This is a genomic window from Nostoc sp. UCD121, assembly GCF_014222285.1.
Lineage (GTDB): Bacteria > Cyanobacteriota > Cyanobacteriia > Cyanobacteriales > Nostocaceae > Nostoc.
Genome location: NZ_JACKZS010000015.1, coordinates 1 through 20,406 on the forward strand (window position 1 = coordinate 1; position 20,406 = coordinate 20,406).

Below are 20,406 nucleotides of genomic sequence, written 5' to 3' on the forward strand. Positions count from 1 at the left end.
GGAGCAGGGGAGGCAGGGGGAGAAATAAGAAGCAATGCCCAATGCCCCAACGCCTAATGCCCCATTCCCGTGAAAATTTTCGTTTGGAAATACCCGCGCCAATTTAAAATTTAAATTCCGGTCAATTACCCAGAAGTACAAAAGTTATTATGTTATCTAAAAGAATCTTACCGTGCTTAGATGTGAAGGCGGGACGGGTTGTAAAAGGAGTTAACTTTGTCAATCTCCAAGATGCAGGCGATCCGGTAGAGTTGGCCAAGGTTTACAACGAAGCCGGTGCTGATGAGTTAGTATTTCTGGATATTACAGCTACTCATGAAGATCGAGCTACTATTTTAGATGTGGTATACCGAACTGCTGAACAGGTCTTTATTCCATTGACTGTGGGTGGTGGCATTCAATCCTTAGAAAATGTTAAAGCTTTGTTACGAGCAGGCGCAGATAAGGTTAGTATTAATTCTGCGGCGGTGCGTGATCCAGACTTGATCAATCGGGCCAGCGATCGCTTTGGTAATCAGTGCATAGTTGTTGCAATTGATGCTAGACGCAGAAATAACCCGGAAAATCCAGGTTGGGATGTGTATGTGCGGGGTGGCAGGGAAAATACAGGCTTAGATGCCCTATTGTGGGCACAAGAAGTTGAGAAACGCGGTGCTGGAGAACTTCTAATAACAAGTATGGATGCTGATGGAACCCAAGCCGGATATGACATCGAGATTACACGGGCTATTGCAAACGCTGTAGAAATTCCAGTCATTGCTTCTGGTGGTGCAGGTAATTGTGAACATATTTACACAGCTCTAACTGAAGGCAAAGCGGAAGCAGCACTACTAGCATCGCTATTACATTACGGACAATTAAGCGTAGCAGAAATCAAAAATTATTTACGCGATCGCAATGTGCCAGTAAGAACATTATCTTGACCCACATATCACCCCTTAATGACATCTATCTGAGGTTAGACACACTTCTTAAAAAGGGTGTTAATATTATTTTACAAGTATTAACAAATATTAAAAAATATGTTGCTTCCTATTTTACTTTTTGATGTAGCTTTGGTAGCGTGGTCGCTGCACTTAATGGAAAAAGCCTACGAGAGTAAAGAATTTTCTCTCATGTTGGCTGGTACATTGGTTGCTCTGGCTGCTGCTGCCATGTTAGTAGTTTACTTTTTGATGGGGCACTGTATGACCTACTTGTTGCAAGTGTCGTTGTAAGTGTCTAGTGGTAGAGGAGATATTTAAAATTTAGTTTTCATAAAAAGCTTGACAATGTACTAAAATTAAGTAATTATGTATAATGGATTTTAAGGGGTTATAGCGCAGTTGGTAGCGCACCTCAATGGCATTGAGGGGGTCAGCGGTTCGAATCCGCTTAGCTCCATTCATAAGTCCCTATTCTTCTTAGTTAATTGAGAGGGTTAGGGAAATTTTTTATGAGTTTTATTTGCTGTCTAGCTAGCCAGTCTCGAAAGTTGGAATGATAGAGACTGTAATGGATTTCTAAGGCGATTCGGTTTTGCTGTAAAAACTCTAGCCAATTTTCTAGCATTTCCTCAACTTCATATTCATCAGTATCAATGATTTGTGCGATGCCTCGGCCATTTCAAGTTCTAAACTTGACACTTGACTTTCAGACCCTCAACTACGGCAATATTAACCTTGCAACCATATCAACAAATAGATGCTTGCACACTAAAGATAGCCATCTATGGTATAGAAATGTATAGAATCTTGTAAAGATATAAAATATAGTTGTTAAATGCACACATTTCTAGCTTCTTCCTCAATGCAGCTGTCTGTACCACCAAATCACTTTCAGTCAATGAAAATTGTCGCACTGGGGGACAGCTTAATTTATGGATTCGGCGACCCGGAAAAAGGAGGCTGGATCGAGCAACTACGGCGATGGTGGATGTTGCCGGATAGTGCAGGTCATGTTCTTTATAATTTAGGGGTAAGAGGCGATCGCACGCAACAAGTAGCGCAAAGGTTAGAAGTAGAATTTCGGCACCGGGGTGAACTGCGAAATCGTGTCCCCGACTTGATTATTTTATCTGTAGGTGTGAATGACTCAGCGCGGTTAGCGCGTCCCGATGGTCGCAGTTATACAGATTTTACATTGTTTGAAAAAGAAATTGTTTCTCTGCTAGATTTAGCACAGCAACTCTGTCCTGTGTTATTTGTGGGCATGGTGCCAGTAGATGAAGCCAAGATGCCATTTTTAGATTGTTTTTACTATAATCATGTCGATCAGTACCGCTACAAAGAAGCAACTCGACTTGCTTGTACCAAACGGCAGATTCCCTATTTAGATATTTTTGAGCAATGGATGGAACGCGGTGAAAATTGGCGGCTCAAACGCTTGAGTGAAGATGGTCTTCATCCCAATACACTCGGTTATCAAGCTTTGTTAGAAGATGTGATAAATTGGGATGCGATACATTCAGTAAGCTTTGCCAATGCAGCTTACCATTCTCAATTTAATTATCATCTTAAACAATCCTAATTAATAATAGATGTGTTGGTGCTTTAAAATTAGCCAAGATTGTCATATTTGCCATCTTCGCAAAAAGCACCACAATCTTCCTAATTTTTTAATGAAGCGAGTCAAAATCTATCTATAAAAACTCTAATTTATCTATATTATTCATTACTCCTAACTCATTACTCCTAACTCAGCACTCAGCACTCCTATGACACCAACTTTATTTGGTCGTTGGCAAACTCGATTATTATTACTTGTAACTGTCGGCGTACTTGTGTCTTTGCCTTTTGCAATGGGTTGGATTGGCCCTGGTGCTAACTCGGTTTATTTTTGGATACTTGGTTATGTCGCCATATTTGGCTTAGGTTGGGATGTGCTTTATAACTATCTCCAAAAATCCCGATGGGATAGGGATTGGCCCGCAGCTTATCAATTATTAGCTGGGATATGGGAATTTGTATTTGTGTTCTGTGGAGTAAAACTATTTGGCTTTTTACCAATACCTTTACCGAAAGAAGAATTACCGTTAGCAGTTTTTTTATTGCACTATAGCATCGTGTGGCTAGCAGTTTTTATTAGTTCCCAAAGCCTGATGCGAATTATTTTCCTTCGTTGGCGTTTCCGGGGTGGGGAGTGGTTGTAAATTGCATAGGGTCTTGTAGAGAAGGAATAAGAGTTTTAGAGAGTTATTGCGTAAATGTTATTGTTATGCAAATACATCGGTTTGTAAAAATTAACTAATACAGCGTTTTTCAGGTAAATGAAGTATCAACTTAAGCCTTGGCAAATGGAATAGAGCCTCCGGCACGCTGACGCGTTAAGTGAAGCTATGCCGTTGGCGCAGCCTCTCTTAGAGAAGGCTTTACGCAGCTATACAGGCAAAGTCCGCCTGCGTAGACTAAGGTAAAATCAAGGTTTTGTTTGTGTAGATGCGGTTTATAACTGCCCATTTCGCGTTCAGTTGACTGTGCCCTTAAAATCATCTGTACCTTATAAAGTTGCTGCTGTATGTGGCGGTTTCAGTTTGGATGCAATATGTTGTATTGACACAAAGTTGTATCTGTTTTTACGAAGAATAGGGCAGTTGCTATCAAATTAAAAGCAACTATCTTAATATTTCTAAAATTAGCACTTGTGCTGATGTAGTCATCTATGAGAAAAACAGGACAAGCTTTGGAGTCTGAAAAGATTTTTCAATGCAGAGACGCATATTAAGGAAGTGCAATGTCAAATTTTGATCTGGTTATTCAGCTATTTTTACAACTCACAGTTATTTTAGTTACTTGTCGCATCGTCACCATTTTAGGACGGCGCTATCTTGGTCAAACCGATGTTGTTTGCGAAATGATTGCAGGTGTAATGCTAGGGCCATCACTTTTGGGATTGATTGCACCGGATTTTCAGCAATGGCTTTTTCCTAAACTTCCCATCATCACTGCTGTAGGACTCAAGATACCCAATCCATCCATGTCGATTCTATATGCTATCAGCCAGATTGGGTTAGTAATTTATATGTTTTTAATTGGTTTAGAGTTCAACACTAAACTCTTAAAACATCATATCAAAAGTGCAAGTCTGCTATCTGCTGCCGGAATTATCACTCCTTTTATTTTAGGAGCGATCGCATCTTTTTGGTTTTATCACAATGGCGATTTCTTTCAACCAAAGGTAATGCCTTGGTCAGCCGCTTTGTATCTGGGTGCGTCGATGACAATTACAGCATTTCCCATGTTAGCTCGCATTCTTTACGAACGCGGTCTTGCACAAACCCGCTTTGGGACTTTAGCTTTAGGTGCAGCATCGGTAGATGATGCAGTTGCTTGGTGTTTGCTAGCAATCGTCCTTGCTAGCGTGAAAAATTCTCTGAGCATTGCCATATTAGCAATTGGTGGTGGTATTTGTTACGTACTATTTGCAATTTTTCTTGGTCAACCTCTACTGAGAGTGTTCACACGGATGACAAAACGCGATGCAGGTGTGAACAGACAAACTCTGACTTTGATGTTGATAATTTTGATGTTTTGTGCATGGTTTACCGATATTACAGGCATCTATGCAATATTCGGTGCTTTCGTGCTGGGAGCAGTAACACCACGCGGAGAATTCGCCCAACAAATTCGCCAATATACTGAGTTTTTAACTACTTCTTTTTTGCTACCGATATTTTTTGTCTTCTCTGGACTGAACACTCAAATTGGATTGGTAAACACGCCTACTTTGTGGGGAATTACGCTGTTAATTATTGCGATCGCAATTCTTGGTAAAGGTGTTGCTTGTATGTTGGCTGCAAGGTTAGCCGGGGAAAATTGGCGTGAATCTGCAACTATCGGCGCTCTCATGAATGCTCGTGGTTTGATGGAGTTAATCATCCTTAATATTGGCCTTGAACAAGGTATAATTACCCCAACTTTATTCACTATAATGGTTATTATGGCAGTCATTACGACACTCATGGCATCACCACTGATTGCCTTTTTATTGCATGGTACAAGCTATGATAAGCCTTCTGCTTAAGCAAAGATAAATATAAAATTAAGTACCAATTAACTGATATTAGTTACATAGGAGTTGGGTAAAATTATCCGCTTAGACTCTAAGCTATGACGGCTAATTTGTTTGTGCCCGCTTTTAACGAATACTACGAAACCAATCCCAATTATCTATTTTTTTGTATCGGCAATTCGGCAGTTATTCTAAATTTATCTCCTAAAATCATCAAAATTCATTTTTCAACTCTTCAAGTGCATCCTCTCAGTAATTGACATTACAACTAAGTACAAATTAATCTTGGTTGTATCTAATGAACTTGACATTTTCAGACCATTTAAAGATTCATCTTAGAGAAACCAGATAGTTAATTGTGAGGAAACCATGCACATAGTTATTCTCGTTCTGGTTGAAGTACTGATTATTATTGGACTTTCACGGTTAGTAGGGCTAGCATTCCGTTCCATTAAACAACCTTTGGTAATTGGTGAGATTGTTGCCGGAATTATGCTCGGCCCATCTTTATTTGGTTTAGTTGCCCCCCATTTAGCAGTTACCTTGTTTCCACCAGAAACTATTCCTTTTTTAAATGTTTTGTCTCAGGTGGGACTAATATTTTTCATGTTTCTGATTGGGCTAGAACTAAATCCAAAATATCTTAGTGGGCAATTAGAAGTAGCTGTTTTAACTTCTCATGTCAGTATTTTAGTGCCATTTTCCTTGGGAACATTGCTAGCTGCGATTCTTTATCCCCTAGTTTCTAATGCAAGTGTATCCTTCACTGCCTTTGCCTTGTTTTTGGGGGCGGCAATGTCGATTACTGCCTTTCCAGTGTTGGCGCGAATCATTACTGAAAACAATTTACAAGGAACACGTTTAGGAACCTTGGCGCTAACTTGTGCAGCCGTAGACGATGTAACAGCTTGGTGTCTCTTGGCAGTTGCGATCGCAGTTGCTCGAACTGGTGACTTTGCTGGTGCCATACCCACAATTATCGCCAGCATAGTTTACATCGGCTTGATGTTGACGGCGGGACGTTGGTTCCTGCAACGCCTTGCCAAACACTACCTGCTGGCGGGAAGACTCAGCCAATTGCTGCTAGCTGGAATTTATATGGGTGTGGTTGCGTCGGCATTAATTACCGAATTAATTGGGATTCACTTAATTTTTGGGGCATTTTTACTGGGAGCCGCAATGCCCAAAAATGAAGATTTAGTGCGGGAATTGGCAGTAAAAACCGAAGATTTTGTTTTGATATTCTTACTACCTATATTTTTTGCCTACAGTGGCTTAAAGACACAGATTGGTTTGCTCAACCGTCCAGAATTGTGGCTTTTGTGTGCGTTGGTTTTAGGAGTAGCGATCGCAGGCAAATATGTTGGCACTTATGTCGCAGCCCGTGTTAGTGGCATTAGTAAACGGGAAGCCTCGGCACTCGGTTGGTTAATGAATACTCGCGGCTTGACCGAACTGATAGTGCTAAATATTGGTCTAGAGTTAGGGGTAATTTCCCCTTTAATATTTACCATGCTGGTAATTATGGCATTGGTAACTACATTCATGACCTCGCCACTGCTGGAATGGACATATCCGAAGAAGCTGATCAGGTTAGATATGGTGGAACCGGAGTCGGAAGCAGAAACAGGTATAGATACCTCTGCTGGAGGTGAAACTTACCCTCATCCTTTCCGAATTTTGGTACCAGTGGCTAATCCAAGTACGCAAAAAGGTTTAGTACAGTTGGCAGTAGCCTTGGCACAGCCCGCAGTTGGTGTTGCTCTCAATTACCGATATCCTGCCGTTGTTAACCCCCTTAGCCTGATTGAATTTCAAGAAGACTATGCCTTTGAAAGTACCCCAGTTGAAGCAGACAGATTAATCGCCCAGCGCCGCCGTCAACTAGAAGAATTAATTAATACTCTCGAACCGTCAGAAACTCGTTCTTGTGTGCATCCTATCGTTCGCATCTCCAGCAACGTTGCCCGCGAAACGGCACAGATTGCCACATTAGAACAAGTTGATTTAATTCTCGTAGGCTGGCATCGACCAGCTTTTAGTAGTAATCGTTTAGGTGGACGAGTCGGACAAATACTTACCACCGCCCCAGTAGATGTAGCAGTATTTGTAGACAAAGGCAAAGAGCGATTAGAGAGTCTACTTGTACCTTATTCTGCAAATATCCATGATGATTTAGCACTAATACTAGCTCTAAGACTGCTAATCAATAGTGAGACTTGTATGTTGCAAATATTACAAATAGCAGCAAATCACACTAGAGAAGAATTGAGTTACGAACTGCACACGATGATGGAGCAGTTGCCCACCAGTGTAAGCGATCGCATTGAAATTAAAATTGTCGAAGCCCCAGAACCAATCCAAGCTGTAATTCAAGCCTCAGAAGGTGTTGACTTAACTATTGCTGGCACCAGCCGCACTTGGGGTATCGAACGCCAAACCTTGGGAAGATATACAGATCAACTAGCTATCCAATGTCGTTCTTCCCTGCTGATTACCCGCCGCTACAGTCAAGTTACCGCTCACCTTGCCTCTATGCTGCCTGAAGTTAGTAGTCAAGAGCCAACATTGAGGAATTGAAATTATGAATCATTTCAAGTTCAAATCTTTGGCTTTTTACGGAGTAGCAATAACTTCAGTACTACTGTTGTTTAAAACTGTAACCGTTTACGGGGAAAACAATCTTAAGGCTCCTCCGCCCGTGAACGGTAGATATCGTCTAACCCTGTCAGAGAATTTGCCGAACTGTGAAAAATCGGATACTCTAACGTTAAACATTCAGCAGTCGGGTATTTACTTAAATGCCTCTGTATTACCGGCAAACGCTAACGCCGATACTGACGAAAAGCACTCTCTGGCAGGCATATTCAGAAATCAACAGTTAAATTTATCTGGAAAAGTTGGTAGATCAATCCTTTGTAATATTCCTCGCCCTCAAAACGATCCTCTGAATTTAGTCACAATTCAAATGCAACTTGTGGATAAAGGTAATATGACAGGTCAATTAAGCGTAAATGGCATTCCACAAACCCTAAAATTTACTGCTGTGCCCGAAAAAGCTAATTGAATTGGGGGTGAGGTAGAGACGCGATGAATCGCGTCTAGGGATTTAAAGCGCGAAGTAAACAGCAATGTGAGCGCATTGTATGGGTTTTATGGAGCAGATAAAAAGAATGGATCAGGGACTAAAGACTAGGCAATTTTGCCAATGGCGTAAGCAGATATTTAACATCAGTCTATTAGGCTTTTGTGCAGCGATCGCCCTTGAAACTTGTACTACTGCTGCTACACCAGTAGCAAAGCTAGATAATTGGCGTTTTTCCCCAAAAACACAGCAACTCGAAATCAACCTTTCAGCAGGCACAAACCCCCGTTATTTTTACTTAGCCCAACCCTCTCGGCTTGTTGTAGATTTACCGAATACCAAGTTGGGCAAAGTTACCACACAACAAAATTATTCTGGAGCAATCAAAAGCATTCGCGTTTCTCAACTGAATGCAAATGACACACGCATTGTCTTAGATTTAGCTCCAGGGACTACTTTTAATCCTAAACAGGTACAACTGCAACCAGTTTCCCGAAAAAACTCCACTCGCTGGGTATTACGTCCAATTAGTTCTGGTAAAACTACTGCCGCAAAACCAGGAAAATCTGCACCTTCACCCAAGAAACAACCTCAAACACCTCAAAAGCCGCCTACTAACCTACCTGTAACCACAACTAATCTACAAGCACCCTTACTCACAGTTCCGCCTATATCAAATAACCTACCCTCAACAATTACTAATAACTCAGGGCAACCTTTTGTCACCGTACCTCCCCTAACTTCTAATACATCCTCTCAACAACCTGCTTTGATTCTTCCCCCTCCTTCTTTCCCAAATCAACCCGGTAACTTAAATAGCGTTCCTCCTTCTGTTACGTCAGAATTTCCAGTTCCAACAATCCCCAATGTTTCCAATCCCCAGGTAATCGAGTTTGGCCAACCTTTACCCAAAACTAAATAAAAATTGGGCATTGGGCATGCAAAATCGAACCAATGCCCCATCTACTATGCGCCATGCCCTAATAATGTTGTGCTTCTAGCTATTACTATCCTCCAACTAACTCCTTCACCTTGTTGATAATGCTCACTGGATCGATACCTTGATATGGGTACTGTTCCCACAAACCACCGCAACCTTCTTTATGAGTTCCAAGATGAGCATATTTGGGAGTCAACCCCCGCTCTAGCAGCCAGGAACCGAAACGGCTGCCTAAGCCTGTTCGCCGGTTGAAGGCTTCTACTACAAGCACAAAAGGAGCATTACCAATTTTGGTAATCATTTCTTCATCAATAACGTTTAAAGTTGGTTTATTAATTAAACCAACGTCTAACCCTTCTTGCTTAAGACGCTCTACAGCATCAACAGCACGGTAGAGAGCATCACCAAAACTAACGATGTAGCCTTGTGTTCCCTCTCTTACAACCTCGTCTTTACCGGGAACAAATTTGTAGCCACTTCCAAATAAGTCATTGCCGTTGCTGTCCTGAATATTGGGCACTTTGGAACGGGTGGAAAAAATAAACCGCAGTCCAGGCTCAAAGAATATAGCTTCTACACAAGCTGTCATTTGATTAACATCTGCCGGGAAGTACAACTGTGTTTCGTAGCCATCATCCAAGCCATTGTCGGCAAACATGTTATTTAAACCGAAGTGGCAGGTGTTATCTGCCATGTCATCTATACCCGCGTGAGAAAAGTGACACAGAACATTGGAATAGTTCAGTCGCGCCATCGTGATTTCTGAGATACACATTTCTAAGAAGGCGCTGAAAGTCGCAAAAATACCTTGCTTGCCCTTCTCCATCCCGAATCCAGCCGCAGCAGAAAAGTTGCTCCGCTCCATGATGCCAGAGGGAATAAATATCTCCGGGTATGTATCATGAATTTTCTTCAAACCGCAGGAGCCTTCCAAGTCACTATCAATGACCTTAATTTTTTCTTTACGCTCCGCCTCACTCATGCGACTGAGGACACCCACCACGGCTTCACCAAATACATTGCGGTTAGCGCCCCATTTGTCACTGGAACCGAGAAATGTATATGTTTGCTTGGGTTTCTCAATACTCTTCAGGTATTCGACAGCCGTAGTTTGTCCACGAGATTCTAGATACTTAACTGCTAAATCTACAGAAATTACATCATGACCATGAGTGGAGCCTTCTAAACCTTCAATCCCAGGACACATCGGACGTTTATTGATAATAGCGATCGCTCCGGGAGTATTCACGGCTTCACAAAGACGACGGTATAAATCGTCTAAGTCTTCCCCGTCTCCCTGAAGTACTTTTAACCCGTGCCCTTCTAAAGTTTTGGCGACACTGAAACCAGGTAAATATTTAGAAGGATGCCCAGCGATCGTTACATCATTGTCATCAATAATCAGCTTGACGTTGAGATGTTGCGCAACAGCCAAGCGAGCAGCTTCAGCATCGTTACCTTCTTGCTGCGATCCATCAGAACCGAGACAGAAAATAGCCTTGCCTGGATTCGCCATTGCCACACCATTAATGTAAGGCCAAACATGGCCCAGGCGGCCAGAACTAAATTTCACACCAGGAGTTAGCCCTAATTCGGGGTGTCCTGGTAAATGGGAATGTGCTTGGCGATAGTGTAAAAGTTGCTCGGCAGGTAAGTCACCATGCAACGTTGCCATTAGATATTGGGTGGCGACTCGATGTCCTGCTTCATCAAAGAAAATCGGTACAAATTGCTCTGATGCCCCCCGGAAAAAAGCATCAAGGATCATCACCTCTGGCACTGTATCATAAGGCCCACCAGTATGGCCACCCACTCCGCTAGCAGCGCCAGTTGCTGTAAAAAAGACGATCGCATCTCGGCAAAGTTGAATATTCGCTTTGAGAGTCTCTCGCTGTTGGGCGGTGAGGCTGGAATTTGCTGGATTGAGCGCTAAAAATTGGTAAGCACCGAGATCAATCGGAAATTGGGTATTAATAATAGTCATGGTTTATTGATTGAATAAAAAACAATTTGAACAGACGGGATGCGCGATCGCACTACAAAAAAATTGTTAAAACCCAGATTGGGCAATAATTATCCAAGCTCAAGTCAACCACTTGGAACCACAATGGTTCCGAGTGATTTCATCAAATGCCAAAATCAATACATTCGATTGTGCATGAATGTGCTTGAATTCAATTGAAGTTACGGATTACCGTACAAAAACTTGCATATCAATAAGTATAAACTCACAAACACGCAATTTCAAGGTCAAAAACGCAATTTCAGGAAAATTAATTATGCTAACTGCGGAACGACGACAATTCATCTTAGAAATTCTGCGTCGTGATAAAAAGGTACTTTCGACAGAACTTAGTGCTGTTCTCAAAGTTTCTGAGGATACGATTCGCCGGGACTTGCGAGAACTGGCAGAAACGGGACTATTGCAGCGCGTTCATGGGGGAGCGCTCCTCAAATCTCCAGCCACCGCCAGTTATGCCGATCGCCAAAAGCAAGCGCCAAAAGAAAAGGAAGCGATCGCTCGGACAGCAGCAAAATTAGTTTGTACAGGCCAGGTGGTGATTTTAGATGGAGGTACAACAACTCTCCAAGTAACCCGTCATTTGCCCATAGATTTGCACGCAACAGTGATCACAAATAGTCCGCCAATAGCAGTTGCTTTAGCAGAGCATCCCCATATAGAGGTTGTGATGTTAGGTGGACAACTTTACAAAAAAGCCTTGGTGAATGTGGGTACTGTCACGATTGAGACTTTACGGATGATTCGTGCAGATTTGTGTATGTTGGGAGTTTGCAGTTTACATCCAGAAGTTGGGATTAGTGTACCTAACTTAGACGAAGCCCACGTCAAACGAGCCATGATTGCTGGCTCGGCCGAGGTAGTAGGATTAGTGACAGCAGAAAAATTAGACACGGCTGCTCCTTATCTCGTGGAGTCAATTCATGCCCTGACTTACTTAGTAACAGCACCAACAGTATCTAATAATATGCTGAGTGCCTACAAAGCTTTAGGTTTGACCATTATACGTGATGAGTACGAGTGATCTGATTTTGAAGATGCGATCGCTGGGGACTGTGGAAGAGAATAGGGTACAGGTTAGAGGGTACAGATTACTCCCTGTTACCTGTCAGCTGTCACCTCTTCCCTAACCCCAATACCCAAATCAAAATCTATCCGTTTCTTGAGGTGTTCCAACTGCTCCTGGTTGAGCCGTAAAGAAGTTTTGAGCAGCTTCATTCTGATATATACACCTAATATCAGGTTGGCCACTGTCCAAGTTACCTGTGAAACCAAAAGTATTCAGGCGATTTTTGCAATCTCTTACCTGATCGGATGTCACCAGCTTCCGATTCTCTAAAAGCGCCCAGTTATTTTGTCGGATCACACATCCAGGACGCATACTCGGTTGGGCAACATAAACATTAAAAGGGTTTAGAGTAACGAACAGTCTAGCGTCCATCACCATCGCGCTAGCTCCGTACTGCACACAAATTTCCGGGTTTGGTGCTTTGGTGTCAATGAATTCACGCGAAGCCACATTTGAAGGGGCTAACGTAGTTGTAGAACTAAAAGCAATGCCAATCCCAATTCCTAAAATCAACACCCCTCCCATAATTGCGATGGTGAAGAGGTTAAACATAGGGGATTGGAAAATAGAGGGTTTAGAAGTAGTAGTCGATCTACCAGTGGGTTTACGTCTCATTGTTGCTTAATCACCTTCACGTCCATTTTGCAGGGAGTGGTCTAAAGTTTTATCTCTCTTTTCAATATGCCTAGTCTTGACTGCATCAGGCTTAATATCTCCACTGATATACATTTTAGCTTTTGGCTTAGGTCTGGGTAGTTCTATCAAACCCGGCTCAGGGATTAGTGGTAACTATAATAACTATTTAGAATTCATATTACTGGGGATAGTGGCGCTCTCGTCGATCGGGATAATTTATGCTTATCCCAGTTTCCTTGGTACACGATACCAATTTTGCTAGTGATTGCGATCGCACTTTCTCTGTAAGGTGGTTATAAATTCGCTCACCAGCAGGATTAAAACCTTAATTACAACCTCTGTTTTAATTGTTGAATTTTCTGTAAAACTTTTTCTCGATGCTGCGTCAACTTTATCCATCGGGGTAGGCGACTGGCAAGACTGCCATTGTGCCAGCCTAATGTGTCATCAGGCAAATGTTCTCGCAACCTTGATTGAACATAATTTTCCAAGAAGTTCAAATGTGCTTCATTATACGCCCATAGCACCTGACCGCAACAGGAGGTTTGTAACCACAGAGGCAAGCCAAAAAAATGGTCTAATATTCCATAGCTAGAATTTCTTTTAGCCTTGTAATTGTTTTGCCACAACAGCAATGCGGCTTTTCGCCGCCCATCCTTTGGCTGTTGTTTTGTATAGCCACAGTGCTGACAGATAATTCTTTTGATTGAACTGGGACTCGATTGTTCAGAGTTTACAGTCAAGATTTTGGCAGTGTGATTGCATTGGGGCAGCGAACTAAAATTTCTTCCTCAAAATCAGAAAGCCTTTTGCCGTAGTCTCTAAATATTAGAACCATTTCAGATGACCACTTCTACCGTTTCTGCAACAATTTCCAGAAAGTTGATTCACCCCACGACAAAACCTGACGTACCCTTCATCAGATGGGCGTTAAGCAAATTCGTCTAGATACAGCATTTATTTACCAAACTTCCCGCCGATTATTTGCATCTTGTGCTTTTCGACTCAGCATTATTTGAAATATTAATTGGATTGAGTCATCAGTCATTAGTTATAAGCCAATGACTAATGACTAATGACAAAGGACTAACTAGCTAACAGAGTTTTTTCTAGAGAAGTCCAACGGAAAGAGCGATCGCCACCTCTCTCAATTACTACTTTCACTCGTGGTTCTAGCTGAGGCAAATTCGTTAAATACTCAAGTTCCTCATTAGAAAGAATATGCCCTTCAATAATCCACAAAACCAGCCCCTTTGACTTTGGTGGTAGCTGTTCTAGATGAGAATTGAGAATTGGTGGCAAATAGTACACCTGACCTACTGCCGCACCGCTACCAGTGCTTTTTTTTCCAAGATGAGGAGGTCTGACTCCATGAATTCTTGTGAGATAGGCAGCTACGTCGCCCAGTCCCTTGGCAGTAATGTGGAGGGTGGTATATCCAGCAGCGCGTAGTCGGCGCTGATATCTACCTTCATAACCCCCTTCCAGAGGTACATACACTCCAAGAGCGCCAAATTTTTCCAGATCGCGGATTAAACCGTTGCCAGTGGTAATTAGTGCCATAGATTTTCGTCGTATCCCACTTAGATATCTCTATTATTTACCCTGAACTGATAGATTAAAAGCATTTTCTTTGGGTATTGAGAAGAGGCAGAGGGGCATGGAGCAGGGAGCAGAGGGGAAAGAGATAATTTTTTATTCTCCCTTTGCCCCATGCTTCCCTGTTCTTCCCTACTCCCTAAAAATAACTCTATAAATTACTGGACAAACATAAATAAATAATTTATATTATTAGATTGTGACCAAACACGCAAATTAGATAAACTTTTTACTGTCATTCTGAGGTAGTGTTAGCATTAAAAGCTGATAATTTAATCCAAGTTGGATAATATAACTCAGATTGATCATAGACTGGTAAACTAAGAAAGCTTTCAGGTCAACATTGGAGCTTATGGATGAACAATCAAAGCCAATCCTAAGCTCCAGAGTGAATTTGCTCCCGTGCCTCTGAAAAAGCAGGCGAAATCTTAAACAATAGTTTAAGGTATTTAAGGAAGTAAAACTGAGCAGCAATGTTGGTTTCATGGCATTACGTCAGTCTCAGTTAACGGATACTGGGTGGTAAAAACCGCTTAAGTCCAACTGCAACACGGCAGTAGCCAACCTCCGGGAAACCGTCATTAGGGCGTACACAAATCGGAAAACCCGCCGACAGCGCTGCCTCCAGAAAGTGCCAGAGCAATTGCTTGGACGAAAGCATTGCTGCACACAGCTTAAAGCTGTAGCGCCTTGCATTGATTCCAGAAGTTACTCCTTCCCAAATGGAAGAGAATTGTAGCTGTTCTGGTGATCTATTGAGTGAAGCTAAACAGATTCACCAAGCAGTACGGACACGGTTTGTTGTGTCCCAAAGTATTTGGACTGGTTTACTGAAACCATTCCAAATTTCGCAGGCTAACTCAGCCTAAACTGATGCGTACAAAGCGTGTCCTCTAGAGTCCAATTCCAAGGTCAGCAAGTAGAAAGGAGAACCAGTTACTGTGTCTGTAGGTATTCTCGGCACCAAGCTGGGCATGACCCAAATATTTGACGAAGCAGGAGTAGCTATTCCTGTGACAGTCATTCAAGCAGGGCCATGCACTGTTACACAAGTTAAAACGAAACAAACCGACGGTTACTTTGCCATTCAAGTTGGTTTTGGCGAAGTTAAACCAAAGGCACTAAACAGACCACTACTGGGTCATTTGGCGAAATCATCTGCCCCAGCATTGCGTCACCTAAATGAATATCACACTGATAGTTCTAGTGATTATGCTTTAGGTCAACAGATTAAAGCAGATATTTTTAGTGCGGGTCAAATTGTCGATGTAGTCGGTACAAGCATCGGTCGCGGTTTTGCAGGAAACCAGAAGCGCAACAACTTTGGTCGTGGTCCCATGTCACACGGTTCCAAAAACCACAGAGCGCCAGGTTCTATTGGTGCTGGTACAACACCAGGTCGTGTCTATCCAGGTAAGCGGATGGCAGGGCGTTTAGGTGGTAAACGCATCACAATCCGTAAGTTGACCATAGTGCGAGTTGATGCAGAACGCAATTTATTGCTAATCAAGGGAGCAATTCCTGGTAAACCAGGTGCTCTAGTAAGTGTTGTACCTGCAAAAGTAGTGGGATAGTCAAAAGTCATTAGTCAAAAGTCATTAGTCAAAAGTCATTGGCTAAAGACAAATGGCAAAAGACCAATGACAAATGACAAGAGACAAAGGACAAATAACAAAGATGGTTGAAAGCGTAGTTAAAAATTGGCAAGGAGAACAGGTCGGTGAGACGACCTTCGAGTTGCGCGTTGCCAAAGAAGAAACAGCGTCTCATATCGTACACCGCGCCTTAGTACGGCAATTGACTAATGCTCGTCAAGGAAATGCCAGTACAAAAACTCGTGCTGAAGTCAGAGGCGGTGGCCGTAAACCTTGGCGACAAAAAGGTACTGGTCGCGCTCGTGCAGGGTCTATTCGTTCACCATTGTGGCGTGGTGGTGGTGTGATCTTTGGGCCAAAGCCTAGAGACTTCGACCTGAAGTTGAACCGCAAAGAGCGACGTTTGGCACTGCGGACAGCATTTGTCGGTCGTATTGACGACTTGATCGTAGTAGAAGAATTTAGCACCGAGCTATCTCGCCCGAAGACAAAAGACTTAGTGGCAGCCCTTGCTCGTTGGGGAGTAGTGCCAGAAAGCAAGGCACTGTTAATTTTGTCTGAAATTGCGGATACAGATAATGTTTATTTGTCAGCCCGCAACATTGAAAATTTAAAACTAATTGCAGCCAACCAGTTAAATGTTTTTGATTTACTGCACGCTGACAAAATTGTAGTTACGGCATCAGCCCTAGAAAAAATTCAGGAGGTCTACAGTGCCTAGCTTTGACCCCCGCGACCTTGCCGACTTAGTACGTCGCCCAATAGTCACCGAGAAGGCGACTATCTTGATGGAGCAAAATAAGTACACCTTTGAAGTAATTCCAAAGGCATCTAAGCCAGAAATCAAGGCTGCGATCGAAGACTTATTTCAGGTCAAGGTTGTAAAAGTCAACACCAACTTACCACCACGTAAAAAGCGGCGCGTTGGTAAATTTATCGGTTATAAGCCCCAATATAAGCGAGCCATTGTTACAGTCGCACCTGGGGATGAAGACAAGATTAGACAAGTTCTATTCCCAGAAGTCTAGGAATTTTAGATTTTAGATTTTAGATTGAGGAGTTTACTGAATAAATACCAAAGATGGTCGCAATTAGTTAAACACTCATTAAATCCAAAATTCAAAATCCGAAATTAAGTAAATCAAAAATCCAAAATCCAAAATAGATTATGGGTACTCGTTCTTATCGCCCTTATACCCCCAGCACTCGCCAAGTTACAGTTTCTGACTTTGCGGAAATCACAAAAACCGAGCCAGAAAAATCCCTAACGACCTCAAAGCATCGTGCCAAAGGTCGGAATAATACAGGGCGAATTACCAGTCGTCGTCGGGGTGGCGGACACAAACAACTTTACCGGATCATCGATTTTAAAAGGGATAAACATAATATTCCTGCCAAAGTCGCAGCAATTGAATACGATCCTAACCGCAATGCCCGAATTGCCCTTTTGTATTACCAAGATGGCGAAAAGCGGTACATCCTTCATCCCAATGGATTGAAAGTTGGAACAATAATTATTTCTGGGCCCGAATCTCCCTTTGAAGATGGTAATGCTTTACCTCTATCGCGGATTCCCTTGGGTACTAGTGTTCACAACGTAGAAATGACTCCTGGTAAAGGTGGTCAAATCGTGCGTGCTGCTGGTGCTAGCGCTCAAGTTGTGGCAAAAGAAGGTGATTATGTAACTCTCAAGTTGCCTTCGGGAGAAGTCCGCTTAATCCGACGTGATTGCTACGCCACCATTGGGCAAGTGGGCAACACCGATGCGAGAAACCTGAGTGCAGGTAAAGCAGGACGCAATCGCTGGAAAGGTCGCCGTCCGAAGGTTAGAGGTAGCGTCATGAACCCAGTGGATCACCCACATGGTGGTGGTGAAGGTAGGGCTCCTATCGGTAGATCGGGACCTGTTACACCTTGGGGTAAACCTACATTGGGCGCGAAGACACGGAATCGCAAGAAACTTAGCAGCAAATTCATTGTGCGTCGTCGCCGTAAGTCTTCTAAACGCGGTCGCGGTGGTCGTGAATCATAGAATTTTAGATTTTAGATTTTGGATTTTAGATTGGGGTCTACTTGTGAACATTGAAAATTTGTGAAACCTGCTTGGACACCTAATTATCCAAAATCCGAAATTCTAAATCCTAATTCCTAAATCCTAAATCCAAAATTGAACTATGGGTCGTTCTCTAAAAAAAGGTCCTTTCGTTGCGGATCATCTCTTAAAGAAAATTGAAAAGCTCAACGACAACAACAGAAAAGAAGTTATTAAAACTTGGTCAAGAGCTTCAACAATTTTGCCCCTAATGGTAGGTCATACCATCGCTGTTCACAACGGACGACAACACGTTCCAGTTTTTGTAAATGAACAGATGGTAGGACACAAGTTGGGTGAATTTGCCCCGACACGCACCTACAGAGGTCATGGAAAAAGCGACAAAAAAGCGGGTAGGTAGTCATTAGTTATTAGTCATTAGTCATTAGCTAAAGACAAGTGACAAGTGACAAATGGCAAATGACAAAATTGGAGAAAATTATGGCTACTAATACTACTGAAGTAAAAGCGATCGCTCGTTTTATCCGCATCTCGGCTTACAAAGTGCGTCGGGTACTCGATCAAATCCGGGGGCGATCTTACCGAGAAGCGTTAATCATCCTGGAATTCATGCCCTATCGCGCCACTGAACCCATATTGAAGGTTCTCAGAAGCGCCGCTGCCAATGCTGAACACAACGCTGGGTTAGATCGGACTCAACTAGTGATTACTCAGGCTTACGCCGATCAAGGGCCACCGTTGAAGCGGTTCCAGCCAAGAGCGCAAGGTCGAGCTTACCAAATTCGCAAACCGACGTGTCATATTACTGTGGCTGTTGGAGCCGCACCAGAAAAATAAGCACGCTTACACGAATAAATTACGTAAAGTAAGAAATCTTAGAGGAAGCATTCGTGGGACAGAAAATTCATCCAGTTGGTTTTCGCCTGGGTATTACACATGAACATCAATCCCGTTGGTTTGCTGTTCCTGACCGCTATCCAGAACTTTTACAAGAAGACTACAAACTCCGTCAATACATAGAACAAAAGCTGGGTAGACTTGCTCAAAACAACGCCGGAATTTCCGAAGTGCGGATTGAGCGCAAAGCCGACCAAATCGACTTAGAAGTACGCACAGCTAGACCCGGTGTAGTAGTAGGGCGTGGTGGGCAAGGTATAGAATCCTTGCGTACCGGACTCCAAGGACTGTTGGGTAGCAATCGCCAAATTCGCATTAACGTAGTTGAAGTTCAACGAGTTGATGCTGATGCCTATCTAATTGCCGAATACATTGCTCAACAATTGGAACGCCGGGTTTCCTTTCGGCGAGTAGTCCGGCAATCAATTCAGCGTGCCCAACGCGCTGGTGTTCAAGGTATTAAAATCCAAGTCAGCGGACGGCTCAACGGTGCAGAAATTGCCCGGACAGAGTGGACTCGTGAAGGTAGAGTACCTTTACATACCTTACGGGCTGACATTGACTACTCTTATTGCACAGCAAAAACTGTTTACGGCATTTTGGGCATCAAAGTTTGGGTCTTTAAGGGAGAAATTATTCCTGGACAGGAACCAGATCCGCTACCACCAGCAAGCCGTGATCGCGAACGTGACCCCCGCGATCGCGATCGTGAACCCCGTCGTCGTCAACAACAACGTCGTCGCCAGCAATTTGAAGACCGCTCAAATGAAGGATAAATCGTCATTAGTCATTAGTCATTAGTCATTAGGAAATGGCAGATGACAAATGACAAAGGACAAATGACAAATGACAAGTAACAAACCATGTTAAGCCCTAGAAGAACTAAATTCCGCAAACAACAGCGCGGACGGATGGAGGGACTAGCCACCCGTGGTAGCACCCTCAACTTCGGTGATTTTGCACTCCAAGCACAAGAACCTGCTTGGATCACCTCCCGGCAAATCGAGGCTTCTCGTCGGGCAATGACCCGTTATATTCGTCGGGGTGGACAAATCTGGATTCGGATTTTCCCTGATAAACCTGTAACCATGCGTCCTGCTGAAACCCGGATGGGTTCTGGTAAAGGTAATCCAGAGTTTTGGGTAGCGGTAGTCAAGCCAGGACGGATTTTGTTTGAAATCGGTGGAGTGACTGAAGAAATCGCCCGGGAAGCTATGCGTTTAGCTTCATTTAAACTGCCTATAAAAACCAAGTTTATTGTGCGCTTTCAACCACAGGAGCAGGAGTAGCTTATGCCTCTTCCCAAGATTTCAGAAGCTAGAGAATTAAGTGACGAAAAGCTCTCTGATGAAATTGTTGCGATCAAAAGACAACTATTTCAGTTGCGCTTGCAAAAAGCGACAAGACAATTAGAAAAGCCTCACCAGTTCAGACAGGCTCGACATCGCCTAGCCCAATTGCTGACATTAGAAACAGAACGTAAACGGGCAGCAAGTCAATCGGCTAAAGAAGAAAAGTAGGAG

General features: G+C 43.0%; 23 protein-coding genes, 1 tRNA gene and 1 pseudogene. 20 read left to right on the forward strand and 5 right to left on the reverse strand.

Annotated features, from left to right (window positions below; translation table 11 throughout):
• Positions 1 to 149 precede the first annotated feature (149 nt).
• The 9 genes from hisF to GNF10_RS05315 all read left to right on the forward strand — a co-directional run bounded on the left by hisF (position 150) and on the right by GNF10_RS05315 (position 8,996).
• Complete coding sequence (hisF, locus tag GNF10_RS05275) at positions 150 to 923, forward strand: imidazole glycerol phosphate synthase subunit HisF (protein WP_012410737.1); 774 nt, start codon at positions 150 to 152, stop codon at positions 921 to 923.
• A gap of 99 nt (positions 924 to 1,022) precedes the next feature.
• The gene (locus GNF10_RS05280) at positions 1,023 to 1,217 is read left to right on the forward strand and encodes a hypothetical protein (RefSeq protein WP_012410736.1); all 195 of its coding nucleotides are present in this window, start codon (positions 1,023 to 1,025) and stop codon (positions 1,215 to 1,217) included.
• Between the two features lie 93 nt (positions 1,218 to 1,310).
• Positions 1,311 to 1,383, forward strand: a tRNA-Ala gene (locus GNF10_RS05285).
• Between the two features lie 378 nt (positions 1,384 to 1,761).
• Complete coding sequence (locus GNF10_RS05290; RefSeq protein WP_185583504.1) at positions 1,762 to 2,508, forward strand: GDSL-type esterase/lipase family protein; 747 nt, start codon at positions 1,762 to 1,764, stop codon at positions 2,506 to 2,508.
• 187 nt (positions 2,509 to 2,695) lie between these two features.
• A complete protein-coding gene (locus tag GNF10_RS05295; RefSeq protein ID WP_185583506.1) occupies positions 2,696 to 3,130 on the forward strand; it encodes a hypothetical protein in 435 nt (144 codons plus the stop codon).
• A gap of 581 nt (positions 3,131 to 3,711) precedes the next feature.
• Positions 3,712 to 5,001: a cation:proton antiporter gene (locus tag GNF10_RS05300; protein WP_185583508.1), complete on the forward strand. Its 1,290-nt coding sequence runs from the start codon at positions 3,712 to 3,714 to the stop codon at positions 4,999 to 5,001.
• A 357-nt stretch (positions 5,002 to 5,358) separates the two neighbouring features.
• A complete protein-coding gene (locus GNF10_RS05305; RefSeq protein ID WP_185583510.1) occupies positions 5,359 to 7,569 on the forward strand; it encodes a cation:proton antiporter in 2,211 nt (736 codons plus the stop codon).
• Positions 7,570 to 7,573: 4 nt separating this feature from the next.
• Positions 7,574 to 8,056, forward strand: a complete 483-nt coding sequence (locus tag GNF10_RS05310; RefSeq protein WP_185583512.1) for a hypothetical protein — start codon at positions 7,574 to 7,576, stop codon at positions 8,054 to 8,056.
• Between the two features lie 106 nt (positions 8,057 to 8,162).
• Positions 8,163 to 8,996: an AMIN domain-containing protein gene (locus tag GNF10_RS05315; RefSeq protein WP_185583514.1), complete on the forward strand. Its 834-nt coding sequence runs from the start codon at positions 8,163 to 8,165 to the stop codon at positions 8,994 to 8,996.
• 85 nt (positions 8,997 to 9,081) lie between these two features.
• Here the strand turns inward: GNF10_RS05315 and GNF10_RS05320 are convergent, their stop codons facing one another.
• Positions 9,082 to 10,998, reverse strand: coding sequence for a transketolase C-terminal domain-containing protein (locus GNF10_RS05320; protein ID WP_185583516.1), 1,917 nt, complete (start codon positions 10,996 to 10,998; stop codon positions 9,082 to 9,084).
• Positions 10,999 to 11,293: 295 nt separating this feature from the next.
• On the opposite strand from GNF10_RS05320, the gene GNF10_RS05325 reads away from it, so the two are divergent.
• Positions 11,294 to 12,058, forward strand: coding sequence for a DeoR/GlpR family DNA-binding transcription regulator (locus GNF10_RS05325; protein ID WP_185583518.1), 765 nt, complete (start codon positions 11,294 to 11,296; stop codon positions 12,056 to 12,058).
• A 120-nt stretch (positions 12,059 to 12,178) separates the two neighbouring features.
• Here the strand turns inward: GNF10_RS05325 and GNF10_RS05330 are convergent, their stop codons facing one another.
• Positions 12,179 to 12,718, reverse strand: coding sequence for a DUF3172 domain-containing protein (locus GNF10_RS05330; RefSeq protein ID WP_185583520.1), 540 nt, complete (start codon positions 12,716 to 12,718; stop codon positions 12,179 to 12,181).
• A gap of 82 nt (positions 12,719 to 12,800) precedes the next feature.
• On the opposite strand from GNF10_RS05330, the pseudogene GNF10_RS38375 reads away from it, so the two are divergent.
• A pseudogene (locus GNF10_RS38375) lies at positions 12,801 to 12,953 on the forward strand (ABC transporter permease); the annotation flags it as partial.
• A 115-nt stretch (positions 12,954 to 13,068) separates the two neighbouring features.
• Here the strand turns inward: GNF10_RS38375 and GNF10_RS05335 are convergent.
• The 3 genes from GNF10_RS05335 to GNF10_RS05345 all read right to left on the reverse strand — a co-directional run bounded on the left by GNF10_RS05335 (position 13,069) and on the right by GNF10_RS05345 (position 14,999).
• Positions 13,069 to 13,482, reverse strand: a complete 414-nt coding sequence (locus GNF10_RS05335; RefSeq protein ID WP_185583523.1) for a hypothetical protein — start codon at positions 13,480 to 13,482, stop codon at positions 13,069 to 13,071.
• Between the two features lie 343 nt (positions 13,483 to 13,825).
• Positions 13,826 to 14,302 carry an NAD(P)H-quinone oxidoreductase subunit N gene (locus GNF10_RS05340; RefSeq protein ID WP_185583524.1) on the reverse strand — a complete coding sequence of 159 codons (477 nt, stop codon included), beginning with the start codon at positions 14,300 to 14,302 and terminating at the stop codon, positions 13,826 to 13,828.
• Between the two features lie 541 nt (positions 14,303 to 14,843).
• Positions 14,844 to 14,999, reverse strand: a complete 156-nt coding sequence (locus tag GNF10_RS05345) for a hypothetical protein (protein WP_185583526.1) — start codon at positions 14,997 to 14,999, stop codon at positions 14,844 to 14,846.
• A 280-nt stretch (positions 15,000 to 15,279) separates the two neighbouring features.
• On the opposite strand from GNF10_RS05345, the gene rplC reads away from it, so the two are divergent.
• The 9 genes from rplC (at position 15,280) to rpmC (ending at position 20,403) form a co-directional block, all read left to right on the forward strand.
• Entirely contained in the window at positions 15,280 to 15,912 is a 633-nt protein-coding gene (rplC, locus tag GNF10_RS05350; protein ID WP_094342450.1) for a 50S ribosomal protein L3, read from the forward strand.
• A gap of 103 nt (positions 15,913 to 16,015) precedes the next feature.
• The gene (rplD, locus tag GNF10_RS05355; RefSeq protein WP_012410724.1) at positions 16,016 to 16,654 is read left to right on the forward strand and encodes a 50S ribosomal protein L4; all 639 of its coding nucleotides are present in this window, start codon (positions 16,016 to 16,018) and stop codon (positions 16,652 to 16,654) included.
• Positions 16,647 to 16,961 (forward strand): 50S ribosomal protein L23, encoded by a 315-nt coding sequence (locus GNF10_RS05360; RefSeq protein WP_012410723.1) that lies wholly within the window; start codon positions 16,647 to 16,649, stop codon positions 16,959 to 16,961. The genes rplD and GNF10_RS05360 overlap by 8 nt, the downstream gene beginning before the upstream one ends.
• A gap of 140 nt (positions 16,962 to 17,101) precedes the next feature.
• Entirely contained in the window at positions 17,102 to 17,965 is an 864-nt protein-coding gene (gene rplB, locus GNF10_RS05365) for a 50S ribosomal protein L2 (RefSeq protein ID WP_012410722.1), read from the forward strand.
• Positions 17,966 to 18,107: 142 nt separating this feature from the next.
• Positions 18,108 to 18,386, forward strand: a complete 279-nt coding sequence (gene rpsS / locus GNF10_RS05370; protein ID WP_012410721.1) for a 30S ribosomal protein S19 — start codon at positions 18,108 to 18,110, stop codon at positions 18,384 to 18,386.
• A gap of 80 nt (positions 18,387 to 18,466) precedes the next feature.
• Positions 18,467 to 18,823 carry a 50S ribosomal protein L22 gene (gene rplV / locus GNF10_RS05375; RefSeq protein WP_012410720.1) on the forward strand — a complete coding sequence of 119 codons (357 nt, stop codon included), beginning with the start codon at positions 18,467 to 18,469 and terminating at the stop codon, positions 18,821 to 18,823.
• 53 nt (positions 18,824 to 18,876) lie between these two features.
• Positions 18,877 to 19,659 carry a 30S ribosomal protein S3 gene (gene rpsC / locus GNF10_RS05380; protein WP_012410719.1) on the forward strand — a complete coding sequence of 261 codons (783 nt, stop codon included), beginning with the start codon at positions 18,877 to 18,879 and terminating at the stop codon, positions 19,657 to 19,659.
• Positions 19,660 to 19,746: 87 nt separating this feature from the next.
• The gene (gene rplP / locus GNF10_RS05385) at positions 19,747 to 20,172 is read left to right on the forward strand and encodes a 50S ribosomal protein L16 (RefSeq protein WP_185583528.1); all 426 of its coding nucleotides are present in this window, start codon (positions 19,747 to 19,749) and stop codon (positions 20,170 to 20,172) included.
• Between the two features lie 3 nt (positions 20,173 to 20,175).
• Complete coding sequence (gene rpmC / locus GNF10_RS05390; protein ID WP_012410717.1) at positions 20,176 to 20,403, forward strand: 50S ribosomal protein L29; 228 nt, start codon at positions 20,176 to 20,178, stop codon at positions 20,401 to 20,403.
• The last annotated feature ends 3 nt before the right edge of the window (positions 20,404 to 20,406 follow it).